This is a genomic window from Puniceicoccus vermicola (assembly GCF_014230055.1).
GTDB classification, from domain to species: domain Bacteria; phylum Verrucomicrobiota; class Verrucomicrobiia; order Opitutales; family Puniceicoccaceae; genus Puniceicoccus; species Puniceicoccus vermicola.
Genome location: NZ_JACHVA010000001.1, coordinates 1 through 18,537, shown reverse-complemented (window position 1 = coordinate 18,537; position 18,537 = coordinate 1). Strand labels below are relative to the sequence as shown.

General features: G+C 57.1%; 13 protein-coding genes. 11 read left to right on the top strand and 2 right to left on the bottom strand.

The window, feature by feature from the left end; all coding sequences use genetic code 11:
- From H5P30_RS21825 to H5P30_RS00050, 4 genes are all read left to right on the top strand, one after another.
- A partial coding sequence (locus H5P30_RS21825; protein ID WP_221774241.1) for a hypothetical protein occupies positions 1 to 198 on the top strand: 198 nt, incomplete at its 5' end.
- Positions 199 to 535: 337 nt separating this feature from the next.
- Entirely contained in the window at positions 536 to 2,329 is a 1,794-nt protein-coding gene (locus tag H5P30_RS00060; protein WP_185690925.1) for a plasmid pRiA4b ORF-3 family protein, read from the top strand.
- Positions 2,330 to 2,495: 166 nt separating this feature from the next.
- A complete protein-coding gene (locus H5P30_RS00055; protein WP_185690924.1) occupies positions 2,496 to 3,698 on the top strand; it encodes an efflux RND transporter periplasmic adaptor subunit in 1,203 nt (400 codons plus the stop codon).
- A gap of 3 nt (positions 3,699 to 3,701) precedes the next feature.
- Positions 3,702 to 6,818, top strand: coding sequence for an efflux RND transporter permease subunit (locus H5P30_RS00050; RefSeq protein ID WP_185690923.1), 3,117 nt, complete (start codon positions 3,702 to 3,704; stop codon positions 6,816 to 6,818).
- A 270-nt stretch (positions 6,819 to 7,088) separates the two neighbouring features.
- Here H5P30_RS00050 and H5P30_RS00045 read toward each other — a convergent pair whose 3' ends face one another.
- A complete protein-coding gene (locus tag H5P30_RS00045) occupies positions 7,089 to 8,036 on the bottom strand; it encodes a DMT family transporter (protein WP_185690922.1) in 948 nt (315 codons plus the stop codon).
- 794 nt (positions 8,037 to 8,830) lie between these two features.
- Between H5P30_RS00045 and H5P30_RS00040 the strand changes: the two genes are divergently transcribed.
- Positions 8,831 to 9,472 (top strand): hypothetical protein, encoded by a 642-nt coding sequence (locus H5P30_RS00040; protein WP_185690921.1) that lies wholly within the window; start codon positions 8,831 to 8,833, stop codon positions 9,470 to 9,472.
- A 277-nt stretch (positions 9,473 to 9,749) separates the two neighbouring features.
- Entirely contained in the window at positions 9,750 to 10,301 is a 552-nt protein-coding gene (locus tag H5P30_RS00035; RefSeq protein ID WP_185690920.1) for a DUF4136 domain-containing protein, read from the top strand.
- A gap of 223 nt (positions 10,302 to 10,524) precedes the next feature.
- On the opposite strand, the gene H5P30_RS00030 is transcribed toward H5P30_RS00035, so the two are convergent.
- Positions 10,525 to 11,028 carry a ferritin gene (locus tag H5P30_RS00030; RefSeq protein WP_185690919.1) on the bottom strand — a complete coding sequence of 168 codons (504 nt, stop codon included), beginning with the start codon at positions 11,026 to 11,028 and terminating at the stop codon, positions 10,525 to 10,527.
- A gap of 360 nt (positions 11,029 to 11,388) precedes the next feature.
- Between H5P30_RS00030 and H5P30_RS00025 the strand changes: the two genes are divergently transcribed.
- The 5 genes from H5P30_RS00025 (at position 11,389) to H5P30_RS00005 (ending at position 17,968) form a co-directional block, all read left to right on the top strand.
- Positions 11,389 to 12,525, top strand: a complete 1,137-nt coding sequence (locus tag H5P30_RS00025; RefSeq protein WP_185690918.1) for a hypothetical protein — start codon at positions 11,389 to 11,391, stop codon at positions 12,523 to 12,525.
- Between the two features lie 283 nt (positions 12,526 to 12,808).
- On the top strand, positions 12,809 to 13,759 hold the full coding sequence (locus H5P30_RS00020) for a bile acid:sodium symporter family protein (protein WP_221774240.1): 951 nt from the start codon (positions 12,809 to 12,811) through the stop codon (positions 13,757 to 13,759).
- Between the two features lie 394 nt (positions 13,760 to 14,153).
- Positions 14,154 to 16,151, top strand: coding sequence for an ATP-dependent helicase (locus H5P30_RS00015; protein ID WP_185690917.1), 1,998 nt, complete (start codon positions 14,154 to 14,156; stop codon positions 16,149 to 16,151).
- A 599-nt stretch (positions 16,152 to 16,750) separates the two neighbouring features.
- Positions 16,751 to 16,948: a 30S ribosomal protein S18 gene (rpsR, locus tag H5P30_RS00010; protein ID WP_185690916.1), complete on the top strand. Its 198-nt coding sequence runs from the start codon at positions 16,751 to 16,753 to the stop codon at positions 16,946 to 16,948.
- 33 nt (positions 16,949 to 16,981) lie between these two features.
- Positions 16,982 to 17,968, top strand: a complete 987-nt coding sequence (locus tag H5P30_RS00005) for an L-threonylcarbamoyladenylate synthase (RefSeq protein WP_185690915.1) — start codon at positions 16,982 to 16,984, stop codon at positions 17,966 to 17,968.
- The last annotated feature ends 569 nt before the right edge of the window (positions 17,969 to 18,537 follow it).

Here is an 18,537-nt window from a genome sequence, read left to right as displayed (position 1 = left end):
ATCCGAAGGACGGAGGCGGGCTGGAACCGCTCATCCGGTTCGACGCTCAAGACTACGGCTTGGCAAGCCAGTAAATCCCTCCGCTTGAGCGAAGCAAAAGCAAGGAGCCTGCCGCGGCGTATAGCGCGTGGAGTCTCAGTTCGCACCATCGGGGAGCGCACGACTAAAGTCATGCGCGTACGGGAGAGGCTTTCGTAGAGGAACTGCGAAGCACTTTCTTCCCGTGTGGTCGAAAATCGATTCCTTGGCCGACACGGTTCGAAAGTGCTTCGCTCTCCTCTACGCCCGGGCAGGCCAGCTTTCCTCGAGAGCTCAATCGCAATGGCGATACTACATCGGCGTTACCGGAAATCTTGTTTACCGACAATTCAACTGACCCAGAACCCCTCCACCCCGCTTCGCGGAGTCCCCCTCCCCTGCTAGCAAGGGAGGAGTTCAAATCGCTCAAGACTACGCCCGGGCCTGCGAGACCCTCCGCTTCAATCGAAGCGAAAGTCCCTTGACGGATCGACCGGACCGTTCTCTCCTTTTTGTCATGGGAACTTCGAACGGCCAAAAGTGTTTTCTGCTGCGAATAGAATTGCTTCACACCCATCGACCGATCTGGCGCGAGGTCATTCTCCCGGCGGATCTGGGGCTCGATGTGATGCACGACGTCATTCAGGAGACCATGGGATGGGAAAACTATCATCTCCACCAGTTCGAGCATAAGGGCGTTCGCTACGACGCTCTGTCCCCGGACGAAGAAGGGATCGAGAATCCGGAGTTTCTGTTCTCCCTGAAGGATCTCCTGAAACGCGCCGGCTCTCGCATGGCCTATACCTACGATTTCGGAGACGACTGGGTCCATTCGATCACTCTGAAAAAGACTCTCCCTTGGGATGAGGAGAAAATCTTCACCTGCACCGGGGGCGAAGGAGCTTGCCCCCTGGAAGACTGTGGCGGGGCGTACGGTCATCAGCGCATTTGCCACTACCTCGAGAACCCCAAGAAAAACAACGATGGCTTTATGCCCTACGAGGAATGGGTGCCGGAGGACTACGATCCCGACTTCGTCGATTTCGAGCAGATTCGGGAAAACCTGGAATCCCTCAAACTGGAGGATGCGGAACCCGACACCGATGTTATCGACGAATTCTTGGGCGATGCCGAGGATCCGGAGTTGATGGAATCCTCCGAGATCCTCCCCGGCTTCGAGGATCTTTTCGGCCAAGAAAACGAGGACGAAGCCGCCCCGCCCTCACCCTACGAAGATCTTTCCCCTTCCGATTTGGCCCAATTCGGAACCCTTCTCGAACTCGGAACGCAAGTTCGCGAAGCCGAGCCTTGGAAAAAACTTTGGGACCAGGACATTTTCGGAATCCGCGATCCGGAAAGCGGACTCGTCGACATCGTCTCGATTCTCGGACGAGGCGGCGAAGTATTTGCCATCCACGTTCATCGTCCTCCGGAAAGCTACGATCTCTGGAAAAGCATGATAGCGGGCACAGCCCCCATGCACGATTTCGTCGAATACTTGCGGAAAGTTCGCATGCTCGAACTCCAATTCACCACAGAGAAAGAATTGGAAGACGATGACGTTGAACTTTACGAAAAACTGAATCTCCCCTCGCCGAAGCGCGGAAAAAATCGATGGATGCTGGCTCGACGCTTTCATCCCCGCTCGATCCCGTGGTTCGCGGATCCCGAGGAGATCCCGTTTCTCATCCGCGGGACGGCACTCACCTTGCGACTTCTGAATCGACTGCGCGCCGAACCCGACGGACCCATCGCCACGTTTTACAAGACTCGTATGGCGAACGGAACTCTGCTCGAAACGCTTCCCATTTTTTCCCTTCCGCAAGGCAAGAGAGCTGAAGATTGGGATTCCTGGAGCCTGACGGTCGATCCCTTCGACTGGAACGAAGCAGGTGGAGTCGATCTTGCCTACGAGCCCGGCGAGTTCGAACTGGAACGAATCGCCTCACTGCCCCAAACCGACGAAACCTGGGAAGCCGGGGCCATTCACCTCGGCGGACCCGTTGGCACCGAGACCGGACCGGTGATTCCAATCCTCGCCATCGCCGCCCCCACCGAAATCGGTGAGGACGCTCCCACTCCTTACATTTCCACAACTCTATCGGAAAATCCCGGCGAATGCCTCTGGAAGGCCTTTTGCCAGACAGCCCTCCAGCGTGAAGAACGACCGAAGGTCCTTTGGGTCTCCACCGAAACCGCGGAAAAAACCTTCGAGACTCCCGCGAAAAAGCTGGGGATGCGAATCGAACTCGTCGATCAATTCGCCAACATCGGCACACTGTTTTCGATGATGCAGACGTTCGCCCCCTGACGGATTCTCTCCTTGGAGCCGCCTTGCGAAGAGGCTCAGGAAAAGATCCAGAGTTCGCCGAAGATTCGGAGAATACGTCTCCGGGGTTTGACTTCGAGTCCGCCCCCGCAACCAGTGAACCTTCACGCGTTGGCCACTCGCCGCAGACTTTTTCCCATTCTCGCTCATGCAATTTTCCAGCCACTCGACTTCCTCACCTCTTCCCGCCTCCTCTGCGGGCCGATGGCGCTTTCTCGCTCTTCCCGTCCTCGCGGTCCTGATCGCCCTCACCGGATGCGGCCAGCCCGAGAAGGCGCAAGGCGGAGGGGCTCCGCAAGGGTCGGCTCCCCAGGTGGGATACATTGAGGTGCAGCCGCAAACGGTCGATCGGCTCAACACCCTCCCCGGCCGAGTCGTCGCCTATCAAGTGGCGGAAATCCGCCCGCAAGTCAGCGGGATCATCCAGTCGCGGCTCTTTGAGGAGGGCGCCTATGTGGAAGAGGGTCAGCAGCTGTACCAAATCGACCCCTCCCGCTACGAGGCCGACTACGAGATGGCTCTCGCCAATCTCGAGGATGCCAAAGCCCGCCGCGAGAGCGCCGAAGCGTTGGCCAAGCGCGTCGACACGTTATTGGCGGAACAAGCCGTCAGCGAGCAACAGCACGTCGAGGCCATCTCCGACTTCAATCGGGCCAAAGCCGCCATCAGCATGGCCGAGGCCGAGGTCAAAATGGCCAAGATCAATCTCGATTATACGGAGGTGCGGGCCCCGATCAGCGGTTACATTAGCCCCTCCACGGTTACCAAGGGGGCACTCGTCACCGAGAGACAAACGACCCCGCTAGCCACCGTGCGCCAGCTCGATCCGGTCTATGTGGACCTGTCGCAGGCGGTCGCCGCCACCGAGAACCTCCGCGAACGCCTGACCGCTGCGCGTATGAACGACAACCTCCCTTCGGAATTCTCCGTGCGCCTCTTCCCGACCCACTCCGACGACCCCTATGCCCACGAGGGCACGCTGGATGTGGCCGAGCTCGCCGTCGACCCGCAAACGGGTGCGATTCGCCTGCGATCGACCTTCCCCAATCCGGACAAAGTTCTCTTGCCCGGAATGTTCGTACGGGCCTCCGTCGTGGACGCCAGCCAGGCCAAAGAGATCGTGATTCCCCAAAAGAGCGTCATTTTCGAACCCAGTGGGGGCAAGAGTGTCTGGGTCGTCGACTCCGAGAACAAGGCCCACAAGCGCTCGATCCAAACAGGAACGGCCTACGAAGACCGCTGGGTGGTTCTGGAAGGACTCGAGCCGGGGGATCGCCTCGTCGTCGAAGGCGGCATGACTCTCCGTGAGGGTGCCGAGGTCGAGGCTCAGAAAATCCAGCTGGAGAACTAATCGATGTTTTCCAGTTTTTTCATCGCACGCCCAATCTTCACGAGGGTGATCGCCCTCTTCATCATGGGCTTTGGCGTCTTCGCCTTCTTCCAGCTGCCGATCGAACAGTATCCGAACATCGCACCGCCCAAGGTCTCGATCGCCGCGACTTATCCCGGGGCTTCTGCCGAAACCCTGGAGAATACGGTGACCCAAGTCATCGAGCAGAATCTCACGGGAATCGACAATCTTCGCTACATCCAGTCAGAAAGCTCTTCTTCCGGGCAGGCCTCGATCAACCTGACCTTTGAGCCGGGCACCGATCCCGACATCGCCCAGGTCCAGACTCAGAATAAAGTTTCCCAGTCGCTCTCCGCCCTCCCCTCGATCGTTCAGGAGCTCGGGGTTCCGGTCGAAAAGGCGGGCAGCAGCTACTCGCTGATTGTCGGGTTCTATACCAAAGACGGCTCGATGAGCCGAAACGACATCTCGGATTTTCTTTCCTCGAATCTCCGGGAACCTCTCAGCCGGGTCAGCGGTGTCGGTCAGATCCAGACCTTCGGCCCGGAGCACGCCATGCGCATCTGGCTGAATCCCGAGAGCATGAACAACTACAAGCTGACCACCCTCGATGTGATCGAGGCGGTCGAGGTGCAAAACGTTCAGCTCGCTACCGGCGAGATTGGCGGAGCCCCCAGCGTCAAAGGTCAGCAACTGAACGCCACGATCACCGCCCAATCCCTCCTGACCTCGGCCGAGGAATTTGGCGACATCCTGCTCACCGTCACCGAAGACGGAGGCTACGTCACCCTCTCCGACGTGGCACGCATTGAGATCGGCGCCGAGAGCTATAGCATCATCGGCCGCTGGAATGGCCAACCGGCTTCCGGGATCGCCATCGAGCTGGCTCCGGGCGCCAACGCGTTGGAGACCATTCAAGCCGTCAAAGACCGGGTTGCAGACTTCGGTGACATCATTCCCGACAGTCTCGAAATTGTCTATCCCATCGACTCCGCCCCATTCATTCAGGCATCGATTAAGGGCGTGGTCATCACCTTGGTCCTCGCCATCGTGCTCGTCGTGATGGTGATCTTCGTCTTCCTCCAGACTACCCGCGCCACCCTGATCCCGGCGATCACCATCCCGATCGTCTTGCTGGGAACCTTTGGTTTTCTCTACGTCTTCGGCTACTCCATCAACGTTCTCACCCTCTTCGCCCTGGTGCTGGCCATCGGAATGCTGGTGGACGATGCGATCGTGGTCACCGAAAACGTCGAGCACAAGCTCGAGAAAGACTCGAACCTCCAACCCAAAGACGCAGCCCACACCGCGATGGAAGAAATCTCCGGGGCTCTCCTCGGAACAACGGTCGTCATCTGGGCCGTCTTCCTACCCATGAGCTTCTTCGAGGGATCCGTCGGGGTGATCTATCGCCAATTCTCGGTCACCATCTCCGTGGCCATGGGGATCTCGCTCTTCATCGCCCTCACCCTTTCCCCCTCTCTCTGTGGGCAGATCTTGAAGGCGGGAAAAACGGTTAAGGATCGGGGATTCTTCGGCCTCTTCAACCGGGGCTTCGATAAGGTCCGCCGCAGCCACCAAAAAATGATGGACCTCTTGCTGGAAAATCGAGTGGTCCTCCCCATCCTCTTCCTGATCATGATCGCGGCCACGGTCGTCGTTTTCGTGCGCATCCCCAGCTCCTTTCTTCCCGACGAAGATCAGGGCCGAATGTTCACCCTCCTTTCCGGGCCTCCAAGTTCCACACTGGAACAAACCATCGAAAAAGTTGAGCAGATGGAGGACTTCTATCTGAACGACGCAAATGATGCCGTCGAGGGTCTGTTCGCCGCCGCTGGCTTCAGCTTTTCCGGACGGGCCCAGAACGTGGGGATCGCTTTCGTCAAAATGAAGGACTGGGAAGAGCGCGACGCGGATAGCTCTGTCTTTGCGATTCGGGATAAAGCCGGACAAGCCCTTTCCGGGATTCAGGACGCGATGGCCATCCCGATTGTTCCACCGCCGATCAGTGCCCTCGGCAATGTCAGCGGATTCGAACTACAGCTCGTCGACAAAGGGGGCCTCGGCCAGGAAGCCCTTTCCAAAGCCACCAACCAATTTCTGCAACTGGCGAACCAAAATGAGAACCTGACCCAGGTGCGTTTCAACGGTTTGTCCCCTACCGCCCAATACGATCTGGATATCGACAACAACAAGGCGCGCGCCCTCGGGGTCCCGATCACCGCGATCAATCGCACTCTCAGCACGGCCCTCGGCGGAAGCTACGTCAACGACTTCCTCGAGCAAGGCCGGGTAAAACGAGTCTACGTGCAGGCCGATGCCCCCTACCGGATGCTTCCGGACGACATCCTCGATTGGTACGTGCGCAACGAGAACGGAGGCATGGTGCCGATGGCTGAGCTCGCTACGGGAAATTGGTCCTTCGGCGCCCCCAAGCTCACCCGCTTCGACGGATCCTCCTCGATGGAGATCCAAGGCGCGACGCCTCCTGGAATCAGCTCCGGTCAGGCCTTTGAAGAGATCGACCGAATCGCCGCCCAGCTACCGGACGGCATCGACGTCGCCTGGACCGGTCTCTCCTACGAAGAGAAGCAAGCTGGCACCAACACCTGGGTCCTGTACCTGGTTTCCGTTTTCGCCGTCTTCTTCATCCTCGCAGCCCTTTATGAAAGCTGGGCCATCCCCGTCTCCATCATGCTGGTGGTTCCGCTCGGGATTTTCGGGGCGGTCCTCGCGACGTGGATCACTGGCCAAGCCAATGATGTCTATTTCCAGGTGGGACTGCTCATCACCATCGGCCTCGCAGCCAAGAACGCCATCCTCGTCGTCGAATTCGCCAAGAACAATTTCGAAGACGGGATGAGCGCCCATGAATCCGCCTACGAAGCGGCCCGTCAACGGTTGCGCCCCATCATCATGACCTCCCTGACCTTCATCCTCGGAGTCATGCCGCTGGCCTTTGCCGCGGGTCCGGGATCCGGCGCGCAGAATGCCATCAGTATGGGCGTCCTCGGCGGTGTCACCACGACGACCCTCTTCGTCGTTGTCTACGCCCCCTACTTCTTCATCCGCGTCTACCGACTCTTCCGCAAGGAAACGGGCAAAGAAGCTCAGAGCTAATTCGACTCATTGGAGCGGAATGGCGAAGGCCATTGCGAATGGTTTTCTGGGCGGTTTTCAGAAACGGTTATCACCGTTCCTCTCCGTATCCTGATCGTCGAGGGCAGGGCTCCCGTGCTGTCACGGCGATCGTTTCAAAACGCCCCTCTGCCTCCCATGGCGGAACGGAGCGAAGACAGCCATTTCGAGAACCTTCGGGCCGTCCCTAGAAACGACTCTCGTCGTTCCTCTCCACGTTTCACCGGAAGTCCAAAGAATCAATCCCGACGACTAACCAGCTCGGAATCGGCCTCGCGCTTTTTCCCGCTGGGCGACTATCATAGCTCCGACGACCAGAATAGCACCAACCCCCATCAACGGGGTGATCCGTTCACCCTCAATCAGTAGGAGTGATTCCACCATCCCACAAAGCGGGACCATGAAGCGGTAGGTCGCCAGCAGGTGCACCGGGAAGAGCGTCGAGAGCCAGTTCCAGAGAGCGAAAGCCGAGGCCGAGACAAAAGCGAGCCAGACCGTGATGGCGAGGATGGTGCCGTCGAAAAGATGGAGCGCCTGCGGCCAAGCCTGCATTCCCAGGAAGACCAAGACGACTCCCCCGAGAAAGAGCGACCAGCCCGTCCCGGCCCGCGAACCCATGGTCTTCCCAACAAACTGGAAACTGATCAACCCCAAGGCCCCGAAAGCATTGGCGGCGAGAATCAAACCGGCTCCGATCCGCGGATGACTTCCGGCATCTCCGGGAGAATAGACGGCCAAGGTCAACCCCACCGCTCCCACGGCGAGCACTGCCCAATGCCGAGTCGTCGGCCGAGCGGTTTTCAGAATCCACGGAGCCAGCAGCATCCACCAAAAGCTCCCCGAAGAAACCAGGAGCGATGCCAGCGCTCCTCCGGCCAAAGCCAGCCCCAGGTAGAAACAAACGTATTGCCCAACGGTCTGCGTCGCCGCCATAGCCGCAATCCAGCGCTTGGGAGTCGCCCGCCATTCCGCACCGGGACGATTGGCCAAGAGCAAAAGCGCCCCACCCGCCAAGAAAAACCGCGCTCCGGCAAAGAGCGAGCGAAGCCCGAAATCAATCTCCACCCCCCGCTCGGCCCAGTGAGCAAAAGCCAACTTGATCATCGGAAATGCCGATCCCCACAGAACCGCACAAACCAAGACCCACAAAGGCAATGGCACGCGCGTGACCCAGCTCGGTTGATCGGACGATTTTTCCATTCTAGCATCATCGGCGGAAGTTGCCTGAGCGCAAGAGTCCGATGTTCAGAACCCAAGGGAACCTTCTGAAAAGGCTTATTTCTCAGATCCTACCCCAAAGGGGGAACCGTATCGAATCGGTTGCGGGGACGAAACTCCCCCACTCCCCAAGTAGCCGCTCAGCTTCAGCTGCGCGGTCCAGTGTTCACGGAAAGTCTACCCAAGCTGACGGCTAAAAAAGACGCGGATGGGGCAGCTGAAGCTGCTCCCCTACATTTCCCCGCACCCCAGGCTTCCAGCCTGTTCCGCAAATCGAGAGCTGGAAGCTCTCGCTACTTTAAGCATCCCCCGGTCTCGCATGACTTTCTCGGCATAAGTCTGTCGAATGCAGTCATGCGACATCCTAGGGTCCAGAACAAACCCAGAAATCCTGAGCCCCCCTATCGATTCTCTAGGAAACTTTGCCGCTCGGGAAGACTCGATGAAAATTTTCACACTACCCTAAGATTCCAAGCTATTCAAAATGACTGTCAAAATTCTACTGAACAGCGACCATTGCTAAACAAATCTTCCCGGCTGAAGAAAGCATCCCAATGGGAATTGTCAGCCCTCTCACCCTCAGTCTTCCAAACGGGTTTCGGTTGAATTCCCTCTGGTATTTCTCTTCTCGTTGCATTCTAGCTAGTATTGCTCGCACTCCGACATGCTCCCATCCCGGTCTTGACAGACACCCCATTTCTCGGATCAAATCCTAACTCTACTCGGTAAGGAAAACAAATCCCCTACCACACGCACAAAACCTCAAAAACTAAGCTATGAATAAGTCTCTGCTTCTCCTCCCCTTAGTATCAGCCTTCAGCCTTTCGGCGTTTGGCCAACAAGCGGACAACTCCGCCTCCTCGACGAAGGGATCCTTTTTCGCCAACGTCTCCGGAAACTACATTTTCCCGGGTGAAGACGAATGGGACTACGCTGTCGGCGGCGAAGCCCACGCTGGAGTCTATCTCACCGAGAACCTCCGAATTTTTGGACTGGTTGGATACACCAACTGGGAGTTGGAATCGGAAAGCGACTCTTTCGACGGCGCCTCCATCGGCCTCAGTGGTGATGCCGGAATCATCTCTGCTGGCGGCGGGATCGATTTTCTGATTCCCGTGACCGATTCGTCGTCCCTCACGCTCAGCGCTTCGATCCAGTATCAATTCGTGGATAGCAGCGTTTACCTCTCCGCCTCGGACGCAGAGGAAAGCGAACGGGCGAAGGTGGATCTCGACGACGCAGCCGCCGTGTACGTGGGTGCTGACTACTACTTCCCAATCTCCGACAGCCTCGACATCTTCGTCGGTGGTGGCTACCTGTTCAACATCAGCAAATCGGACGTCTCCATCTTCGGAATTCAGGATGGAACTGACACTGCTTTTGACGGTGCCACGATTCGCGCAGGTCTGCAGTTCTAAGAACCTTTTCCAGACAAAGAAAGAGGGACATTCCCGTCCCTCTCAACTTTCAACAGGGGGCAGCCATGCCCCCTGTTTTTTTTTGGGGGAAAAGGCCAAACTCTGAATCAAGTCGGTTCCTCCCCAAGCACCACAGGCGACCAGCCTACGGTCGAACGCCGTGCCCCTTTCCCTAGGCTCGGGGAAGTCCCCCCTCAAGAGGATTTTCAGCCGAGGCGGGGAATGAGATTGCGACAAACTCACTTGATTCCGTCACCGAAATGAAGACTTTCTATCCATGCGCTTCGCTTTTTATCCCGCCCTTGCAGCCTTATGGTTTCTCTCCGGATGCACCACGACACCTATGGTCGACTATGACCACGGAGCTTCGGAGCGATTGAACACTTACACGACTTTTGATCTAGCAACCCGGGTGAACAACGGAGAGTTCCGAGAAGTTATATTAAGCCCCATCGTCGACCGAAGGATTGAAAGAGCCATTGTTGAGACCCTCGAAAAGCGAGGATATATTCGGAGTTCGACCGAAGCCGAGTTCCTTGTCGCTTTTGACACGATCACAAAGACAAGGACCGATATCGATTCTTTCATCGTCACCACAGGCGCTTCTCCACGTTCACCATTCTACGGATCGATCGATACTGCCGATGTTTCCTACCGAGAGTATGAGGAAGGGACTTTTGTCATCGACGTGATTGACAACCTTTCCCAAGAACTGGTTTGGCGCGGAGCCCTGTCTCAGAGGCTTGGCAAGGATGCTCCCGATCAGGAAAATATTCAAAAAATCATTACCTCAATACTCGACCAATTCCCGCCACAACCGAAGAACTAAGAGCAATTATCGTTGCCCGTTATCTCGGACGGTTACCCGATACAGAATGATTCTTGAGGCATTCCGCTTCAGAAAAACGAGTTAGGGCGGCGCTCGATCCGCTGCGGTGCGGAACCGAAACCCACAAAACGAAGAAATACACCCAAACCGGTCGGTATGGCAAAATCAGTGACCGGAGGAACTCAAACTCGGGGGTGATCAATCACGGCTGCCTTTCAGCGAATTAATCCGTTTCCGGACGGCGCTGGCCCATCTGCTGATTTAAAACCAAAAGGGCAGAACGGTCATCACCCGCGAGTTCGAGCATTCCGATCGCATCATTCATCGTCCTCTCCTCCTCGACTTGTTCGTCGATAAACCACTTCAGGAAGGACTGGGTGGGATAGTCGTCTTGTTCTGCCGATAGCTTGTAGAGGGCGTGAATCGAACGCGTATTATTCTCCTCGTTGCGGAGAGCACTCTCGAAAACTTCCATGACCGATTGAAACTCGGCCTTCGGTTTTTGTACCGCTTCCAGGCTGAGTTTCCCGCCTCGGTCGTGCAAGTAATCGATCAGCTTCCCAGCGTGCTCTAATTCTTCCTGGCGCTGGAGATCCATCCATTTGGAGAAACCGTCGAAATTATTCTCATCGAACCAAGCAGAGGCCGCCAAATAGCTATAGGCCGCAGCCATCTCTTGATTAATTTGGTGATTTAGCGCTTCTTCAATTTTGGTGTCCAATGTCATACCCACCAAGATGATTCCTGCTGACAAACCTGTCAATAGATCGTCCCGACACGGCAGGGAGTGCTTCTGCCATTCCCCGAACCAATAGGACCAGGCAAAGGCAGTCTCTCAATTTTTTGCAGGAAATGACCCTCTCCGCTAAATCCCCAATGAAGACATTGAAATCGCACGACTGCATTCGACAGGCTTACGCGGGGAAAGTCATGCGAGGACGGAAGAGCTTTTACCCTTTAAAATCCTATCGGAGACCATCGTTCTCCTCTCCTGAACAATCAGTAGGTCGCCCCCGCCCCCCCTCCATGAGGAACCGATTGAGCCTTGCCTTACCCAGGAAGAAACGCTCTGATTTTAGTCAGTTTCATGCAAAATATCCCCGGCATACTCGGCTGCCTCTTCGGGGCATGCGCGTTAATTATCGTCCTGCTGCAATCTCCCGACGAAACGAACCCGTCCGACAACCCCAGAAAGATATCAGAAAACAGCGGCGACCAATTTTCCAAGGGATGGGAGCGATCCAAGTCAGAACCCACCGTTGAGGAAGAACTCATGTCGGAAGCAGTCCTCCAAGCTGCCATCGATGAGGCCCTGGAAGCGAAGTTCGCCGATACCGAATGGTTTAGCACCAAATTGGCCGGACTGGCAGAGGATCCAAAAGGAAGCGACAAAATCCGGGAGGTGATGGGACGTCGAAACCAATACCACCGAATCGATCTTTCGGACTACCCCACGACCGAAGGAAAAATCGACGCAATCCTACGCAGATTTTTGGGCCAAAATCACTACAGTTCGAACAACGATCTGGTAAAACAAATGCGCGAAATGGGACCAGACTCGATCGACCTCTTGATGGAGCGCCTCAATTTAGTCGGCTCTCAAGACTGGGCTCAGCGGATGGCACTCGTTGACGCTCTGAAGGGTCGAATCCCCGAAGACCATCGCGAGGAGGTCATCCGTCAATTTCGAAAATCCGGTGCCTTTGTCGATTTCATCAAGGACTATCAGGTAACGGAAGTGGAAGACCAACTCATGGGAGTAATCGCCGGAACCCAACAATTTGAAAACAACCAACACACTGGGAACTATCGAGATCTCATGGAAGCGGCCATCCGCCTCAACCCCGACCGCGCCGAAGACGCTCTTTTTGAGCACGCCCGGTATGGGGATAGACCCGGCGAAGCTGCACAAATGTTAGCCAGCCTCCCCGACGTCGATCCTCGCCCTGCGATCGAAACCGCCCTCCCTCGCCTATCCAATCGATACCAGCGAGCCAACATGGTTCCGATCGCTTTGGAACACGGCGCATCCGGCAGTTTGGAGCTCGCCGAACGAGCTCTCCGAGAAAATGCGAAAGACGGATACCGGACCGATCAAGTCCTCAAGGCGGTCCGCCTTCATACCGGTGCCATTGGGGATCCCATTGACGTCGCCGACTGGATCGCCGCCAACCGGGATCAGTTTATCTGGAATCCCGAAGCGCGAGCCTATGTACTGCCGTAAGGTTTCGTCGATACAGCCGCAGAGGCAACGCTAGGCGCAGCAAGAGTACCACAGGCTGCCAGCCTGTGATTGAAAGCCGACCCAATCTCCGCAAACGTTCAAATCTCTGGGCATTCAGAGGCGGAGAGGCAAACGCAGGCGCAGCTGAAGCTACTGCCCTACTTGCAAAAGCAGCAGAGGCAGACCTAAAGGAACACTCCCACAGAGCTTGAAAGCTCTTCGTCCCCAATGCAGACAGACTTACGTCACAGATCTATCATTGCGGATTGGGGCCAATCCTTTCATGAAGAGAGAAGGAATCATGCTTACCCTGACGACCCGCCTTTTCCCGATCTGGGCCCTGCTCGGCTCGGCATTGGCCTTGGTCTGGCCCGATCCGCTTGTCGCCTGCAAGAACGCCATTGTTCCCTTGCTGGCGATCATCATGCTCGGAATGGGGCTATCGCTGACTTGGAATGAGTTTCGTGAGGTCTTTCGCACACCCAAGCTGCTTGGAATCGGCATGATGCTGCAGTTCGGGATCATGCCCGCTGCGGCCTATCTGATTGGAACCCTTCTGAACTTAACTCCGGCGGAACTGACGGGAATGGTCCTCGTCGGTGCGAGTGCCGGAGGGACCGCCTCCAACGTCATTTGCTACCTCGCCGGGGGACGACTGGCTCTTTCCGTAAACCTAACTCTCGCTTCGACCATCGCCGCCATCGTACTCACTCCGGCCCTCACTTGGCTCTACCTGCACCAAACGGTGCCAGTTCCCGCTGGAGCTATGCTCGTCAGCATTTTGAAAATCGTGGCCGCTCCTGTCCTTGTCGGGACCGCAATCAATTCGGCCCTCCGCAGTCGGCTCGACTCGATTCGCTCCGTTTTCCCCCTCCTCTCCGTCGCAGCGATTGTCTTCATCATCGCCATTATCGTCGCCCTCAACCGGGAGAACCTCTTGCACAGCGGTCTCCTGATCTTCGTCGCCGTCATTCTCCACAACGCCACGGGCTTAGGCTTCGGATACGGTCTCTCCCGTCTCTTCCGTTGTGATCGGATCACCAGCCGCACCATCGCCATCGAGGTGGGCATGCAGAACTCAGGCCTCAGCGTCACTCTTGCCCTCCAATATTTTTCGGCCGCGGCCGCCCTGCCCGGTGCCATTTTCAGTATCTGGCACAACCTGAGCGGAAGCCTCCTGGCGGCAATTTGGAGCGGGATAGGGAATCCGACAGAAACCTTACCGGACCGCTAGCAAAAATTCTTGCTGTATTCCTGGGTGGGGTGCGGCTTGGGCCAAGCCGGGCTATCGTGGGCAAGATGAGAAGGTTTACCGGTTTGAAGATTTTTAGGCCCTTGAATGCAGACAGGGTCGTCCGGACCAGCAGAACCCCTCCGCTTCCGATGGAAGCACCTCCCCTGCAAGCAAGGGAGGAGTCTCTATACTTGTCCCCTACAAGAGCATTTTCACGAACCAGGGATGCGGCTTGGGCCAAGCCGCGCTACCGGGGGCGACGTCTCCGCGCCCCAAAACCCCGCTTCTTCCCGAAGCATCCGCTCCTCTCCCCTAACCCCTCGCCCCTTGCCTCTTGCCTCTTGCCCTATTTTCAAGTTTGCAGCGCAACCACTCCTCTCCAAACATCGGAAGGATGGACTTTTTTGAAGCGGCAGAGGGCCCCGAGCCTCAGTTCACCTCCGGCATCAATTTCGAAGAGGAATTGAACGAGGAGCAATATGCCGCGGTGACGGCTCCTTTTGGCCCGTCTCTGGTTTTGGCGGGCGCCGGATCCGGGAAGACCCGAACTCTCACCTACCGGGTGGCCTGGCTTCTCGACCAAGGGGTGGACCCGAGCGCCATTCTTCTCCTCACCTTCACGAACAAGGCAGCACGGGAAATGTTGGATCGGGTGGCCGATCTTACCGGAGTTTCCTCCAAGCTTTTCTGGGGCGGCACCTTTCACCATATCGGCCAACGACTGTTGCGGAGATTTGGCGGACCCGTCGGAGTCAATCCCGGGTTTAACATCCTCGACCAAAGCGATTCCGAATCGCTCCTCTCGGATGTGATTCGCCGCGTTGACCCGAAATTTCTCAAGGACAAAAACAACCCGAAGCCGAAGGTTATCGCCAACCTCATCAGCTACGCGCGCAATACCTTGGAAGACGTCGGGGTGATGGCCCGCGAGCGCTACCCCTATCCTGCCAATCTGGGCCCGGACATCGGACGATTCGCCGCCGCCTATGAAAAGGAAAAGCGTAAGCAGGATGTCGCCGACTACGACGACCTCCTGGAACTCTGGCTCAAACTATTAAAGACGGATCCTTCCTTTCTGCACTACTGCACCCAGAAATTCGATCAGGTTCTCGTCGACGAATATCAGGACACCAACCGGCTTCAGGCCGCGATTGTCGACACCATCGGCTCGCACCACCGAGTCATGGCCGTGGGTGACGACTCCCAATGCATCTACACCTGGCGGGGGGCTGAGCTGAATAACATCATGACCTTCCCCGACCGTCATCCCGGCGGGAATATCTTCAAGATCGAGACGAATTACCGCAGCACCCCGCAAATTCTCTCCTTCGCCAACAGCGTCCTTGACGGCCACACCGGAGGAGGCTTCCGCAAAGAGCTGCGAGCCGTACGTCCGGATGGAAATAAGCCCATTCTCGTCTCCACGGTCGATACGACCCAACAGGCCGAATTCGTCATTCGCACAATTTCGCAAATGGTCGATAACGGTCGGAGTTACGGCGACATCGTCATCCTCTACCGGGCCCATTTCCAGGCAATGGACCTGCAGATGGAGCTATCGCGAACCGGCATCCCCTTCCAAATCACCAGCGGAGTCCGATTCTTCGAACAGGCCCACGTAAAGGACATCGTCGCCCAGATCCGCTTCGTGGCCAACCCACGCGACATCACCGCCTTCCTCCGCTTCGCCGGCCTCCTCCCTAAAGTGGGTCCCCGCACCGCCGAGAAACTGTACGCCTTCATCGTCGATTTTGCGGAGAAAAACCAACAGAACTTCTTCGATGTCCTTGGCGCCAAAGCCGTGGTGGCAAAGGTCCCTGCACCCGCCCGCGACGACTGGGAATCTCTGGCAACCACCCTGCGCGACTGTTATCACGCAGCGCACGACGAGAGCCCGGACGAAGTCGTTCGCCTCGCCGTCGAAGGCTGGTACGGCACCTACCTGCGGACTCTTTATCCCAACTGGAAATCCCGCGAGGAAGACCTGACTGGGGTCGTGGGGTTCGCCTCGCGATTCGAAGAGCTGAGCGAACTGCTCGCCCAGCTCATTCTTCTCAACTCGGAAGCGAGCGACCGTTCGATCGAGCCGGGAGAAGAGACGATCCGTTTAACCACCATCCACCAGTCCAAAGGCCTCGAATTCCCAGTGGTCTTCATCCTCGGCCTCGCCGACGGGATGTTCCCCCTGAATCGAGCCGTCGAAGAAGGGAATCTCGATGAGGAAACCCGCCTCTTCTACGTTTCGGTCACCCGCGCCCAAGACGAACTCTTCCTCTCCTACCCCATGGTCCAGTCACAAGGCGGCCCCCCACGTCGATTGCAACCCAGCCGCTTCCTCTCCTCCGTCCGCCCCGATTACTACGAGGCGGTGCGATACCGGAGTTCGTGGTAAAGAGGGATTTGGCGGTGGCCTAGGCGGTGAGGTCGCGCAGCAAAAGTACCACAGGCTGCCAGCCTGTGCGCGAATTCCTAGACCCTTCGCATTTTCTCGATTACACCTCGGCACCCGAGAATCGAATCTTCTTGAGCGCTCCCAAAGCGGAGGGGCAGAACAGGCTGAGGGGCAGCGCGTTGGGCGCAGCTAAAGCTACTGCCCTACTCCAGAAAGGCGCATTTCCGTAACCGCTCAGCTTCAGCTGCGCGGCCTGGCTTTCCGGACTCGCAGAGGAGACGGGACTGACATCCCCTGGGAGGACGGCCGAGGGCCAGCGCGAGCGAAGAGGCAACGCATCGGCCTAACAAAAGTACCACAGGCTGCCAGCCTGTGCGCGAATGCCAGGTTCTCTTCAAATTTTCTCGAACACACCTCGGCCCCCGAGAATAGAATCCTCTTGAGCGCTCCCAAAGCGGAGAGGCTGAACAGGCTGAGGGGCAACGCATTGGGCGCAGCTGAAGCTACTGCCCTACTTTCAACCTGAAACTTCGCCCCTTGAAAACTTCTGCAAATATTATGCTTGCCGTACCCTCCTCCTCCTATACTTTTCATCGCTTATGTCTGAAAACGAAGGCACAGAATCTAACGCCAAGAATCCTACCGATCTCACTTTTCGCGATACCGAGGAACTCACCCGCTTTGTCACCGACACGGGCAAGATCCTTCCGCGTAAGTACACCGGTTTGACTTCCAAACAGCAGCGCCACATCTCTCGGGTCATTAAACAGTCCCGGTCGATGCTGCTGATGAAGTAAATCCGGATTTTCCGGCGGTAACGCGACTCCCCCATGGACTGGCTCAGGGGCGGGGATATTGCTGCGCGCAATCAAGCCGCGAACCTCCTCCAATCGGGGCAGTTGGTCGCGGTCCCTACTGAAACAGTCTATGGCTTGGCTGCGGATGCCGCCAACGAAGCCGCGGTCCGATCCATCTTTTCGGTTAAGGGTCGGCCGCTTTTAGACCCCCTCATCGTTCATTTTGCCTCGCTGGAGCAGATCTCCGCGGTTTGCGAGGTACCTCCTGAGGCCCGCGCCTTGGCCGATCAATTCTGGCCTGGCCCCCTCACTCTGGTTCTCCCGCGCAAAGCGGACTGCCCCATCCCGTCCCTCGTTTCGGCGGGAAAGCCGACGTTAGCTGTCCGCATCCCGGGGCATCCTCTCCTCCGCCAACTGCTCATCGAGAGCCAGCTCCCCCTCGCAGCCCCCAGTGCGAATCCTTTCGGATACATCAGCCCCACCCGCCCGGAACACGTCGAGGCATCGCTCCATCAAGGCGTCGCCGCCATCCTCGACGGAGGCCCTTGCGAACATGGCGTGGAATCGACAATTGTCTCCCTGCCCGCCGAGGGAGGCGTGCGCCTTCTGCGCCCGGGACCGATTTCTTTGCCGGAAATTCTGAAAATCCCCGGCATGACCGAAGCGGCACCGGAAGAGAAAATTGCCGAAGACGCACCCAGTGCCCCCGGATTGCTGAAAAGCCACTACCGCCCGAGCAAAGGCATCGAGCTCTTCCCAGCTGGAAAGATTCCCGAAGTCGACTCCGAGCAAGAGGCAATCGTCCACCTCCGCCGACCCCAATCCCCCGCCCCGCAAGACTTTTGGCTGAGCGAAGACGGCAACGCCGCCGAAATCGCCCGCAACCTTTTCGACCTTTTGCGGCGACTCGATTCCCTCGATTCGATCCAAAACGTTTATGTCGAAATGCCCGACTCCGAAGACGGCGTCCTCAAAGCCGTGCGCGATCGACTGAGTCGAGCGGCCACGCCTCCGGATTGAAGAGAGACGTAAGCCTAAAGTTGCGAGAGATTTAATGCTGCGCTCGCTCACTTCTGACGCGAATCGAGAGCAGGATGCTCTCGCCACTTTCTCTTCCACACCGCAAAAGATCGACTCGAGCAACCCAGCCAAAGTTGTGAGAGCTTCCAGCTCTCTCCCTCACTTCCAATGCAAATCGAGAGCAGGATGCTCTCGCTACTTTCTCTTGCCTACCGCGAGAGGTCTACTCAGGCAACCCAGCCAAAGTTGTGAGAGCTTCCAGCTCTCTCCCTCACTTCCAACGCAAATCGAGAGCAGGATGCTCTCGCTACTTTCTCTTGCCTACCGCAAAAGATCTACTCAAGCAACCCGGCCAGAGTTTTGAGAGCTTCCAGCTCTCTCGCTCACTTCCAACGCGAATCGAGAGCAGGATGCTCTCGCTACTTTCTCTTCCCCACCGCAAAAGACCTACTTAGGCAACCCGACCAAAGCAGTGAGAGCTTCCAGCTCTCTCCCTCACTTCCGACGCAAATCGAGAGCAGGATGCTCTCGCTACCTTCTCTTTCCTACCGCGAGAGGTCTACTCAGGC

Excerpts from the sequence above, each read along its gene's own strand:
- H5P30_RS00060 (WP_185690925.1), top strand. The coding sequence starts at position 536 with ATGGGAACTTCGAACGGCCAAAAGTGTTTTCTGCTGCGAATAGAATTG.
- H5P30_RS00055 (WP_185690924.1), top strand. The coding sequence starts at position 2,496 with ATGCAATTTTCCAGCCACTCGACTTCCTCACCTCTTCCCGCCTCCTCT.
- H5P30_RS00050 (WP_185690923.1), top strand. The coding sequence starts at position 3,702 with ATGTTTTCCAGTTTTTTCATCGCACGCCCAATCTTCACGAGGGTGATC.
- H5P30_RS00045 (WP_185690922.1), bottom strand. The coding sequence starts at position 8,036 with ATGGAAAAATCGTCCGATCAACCGAGCTGGGTCACGCGCGTGCCATTG.
- H5P30_RS00040 (WP_185690921.1), top strand. The coding sequence starts at position 8,831 with ATGAATAAGTCTCTGCTTCTCCTCCCCTTAGTATCAGCCTTCAGCCTT.
- H5P30_RS00035 (WP_185690920.1), top strand. The coding sequence starts at position 9,750 with ATGCGCTTCGCTTTTTATCCCGCCCTTGCAGCCTTATGGTTTCTCTCC.
- H5P30_RS00030 (WP_185690919.1), bottom strand. The coding sequence starts at position 11,028 with ATGACATTGGACACCAAAATTGAAGAAGCGCTAAATCACCAAATTAAT.
- H5P30_RS00025 (WP_185690918.1), top strand. The coding sequence starts at position 11,389 with ATGCAAAATATCCCCGGCATACTCGGCTGCCTCTTCGGGGCATGCGCG.
- H5P30_RS00020 (WP_221774240.1), top strand. The coding sequence starts at position 12,809 with ATGAAGAGAGAAGGAATCATGCTTACCCTGACGACCCGCCTTTTCCCG.
- H5P30_RS00015 (WP_185690917.1), top strand. The coding sequence starts at position 14,154 with ATGGACTTTTTTGAAGCGGCAGAGGGCCCCGAGCCTCAGTTCACCTCC.
- rpsR (WP_185690916.1), top strand. The coding sequence starts at position 16,751 with ATGTCTGAAAACGAAGGCACAGAATCTAACGCCAAGAATCCTACCGAT.
- H5P30_RS00005 (WP_185690915.1), top strand. The coding sequence starts at position 16,982 with ATGGACTGGCTCAGGGGCGGGGATATTGCTGCGCGCAATCAAGCCGCG.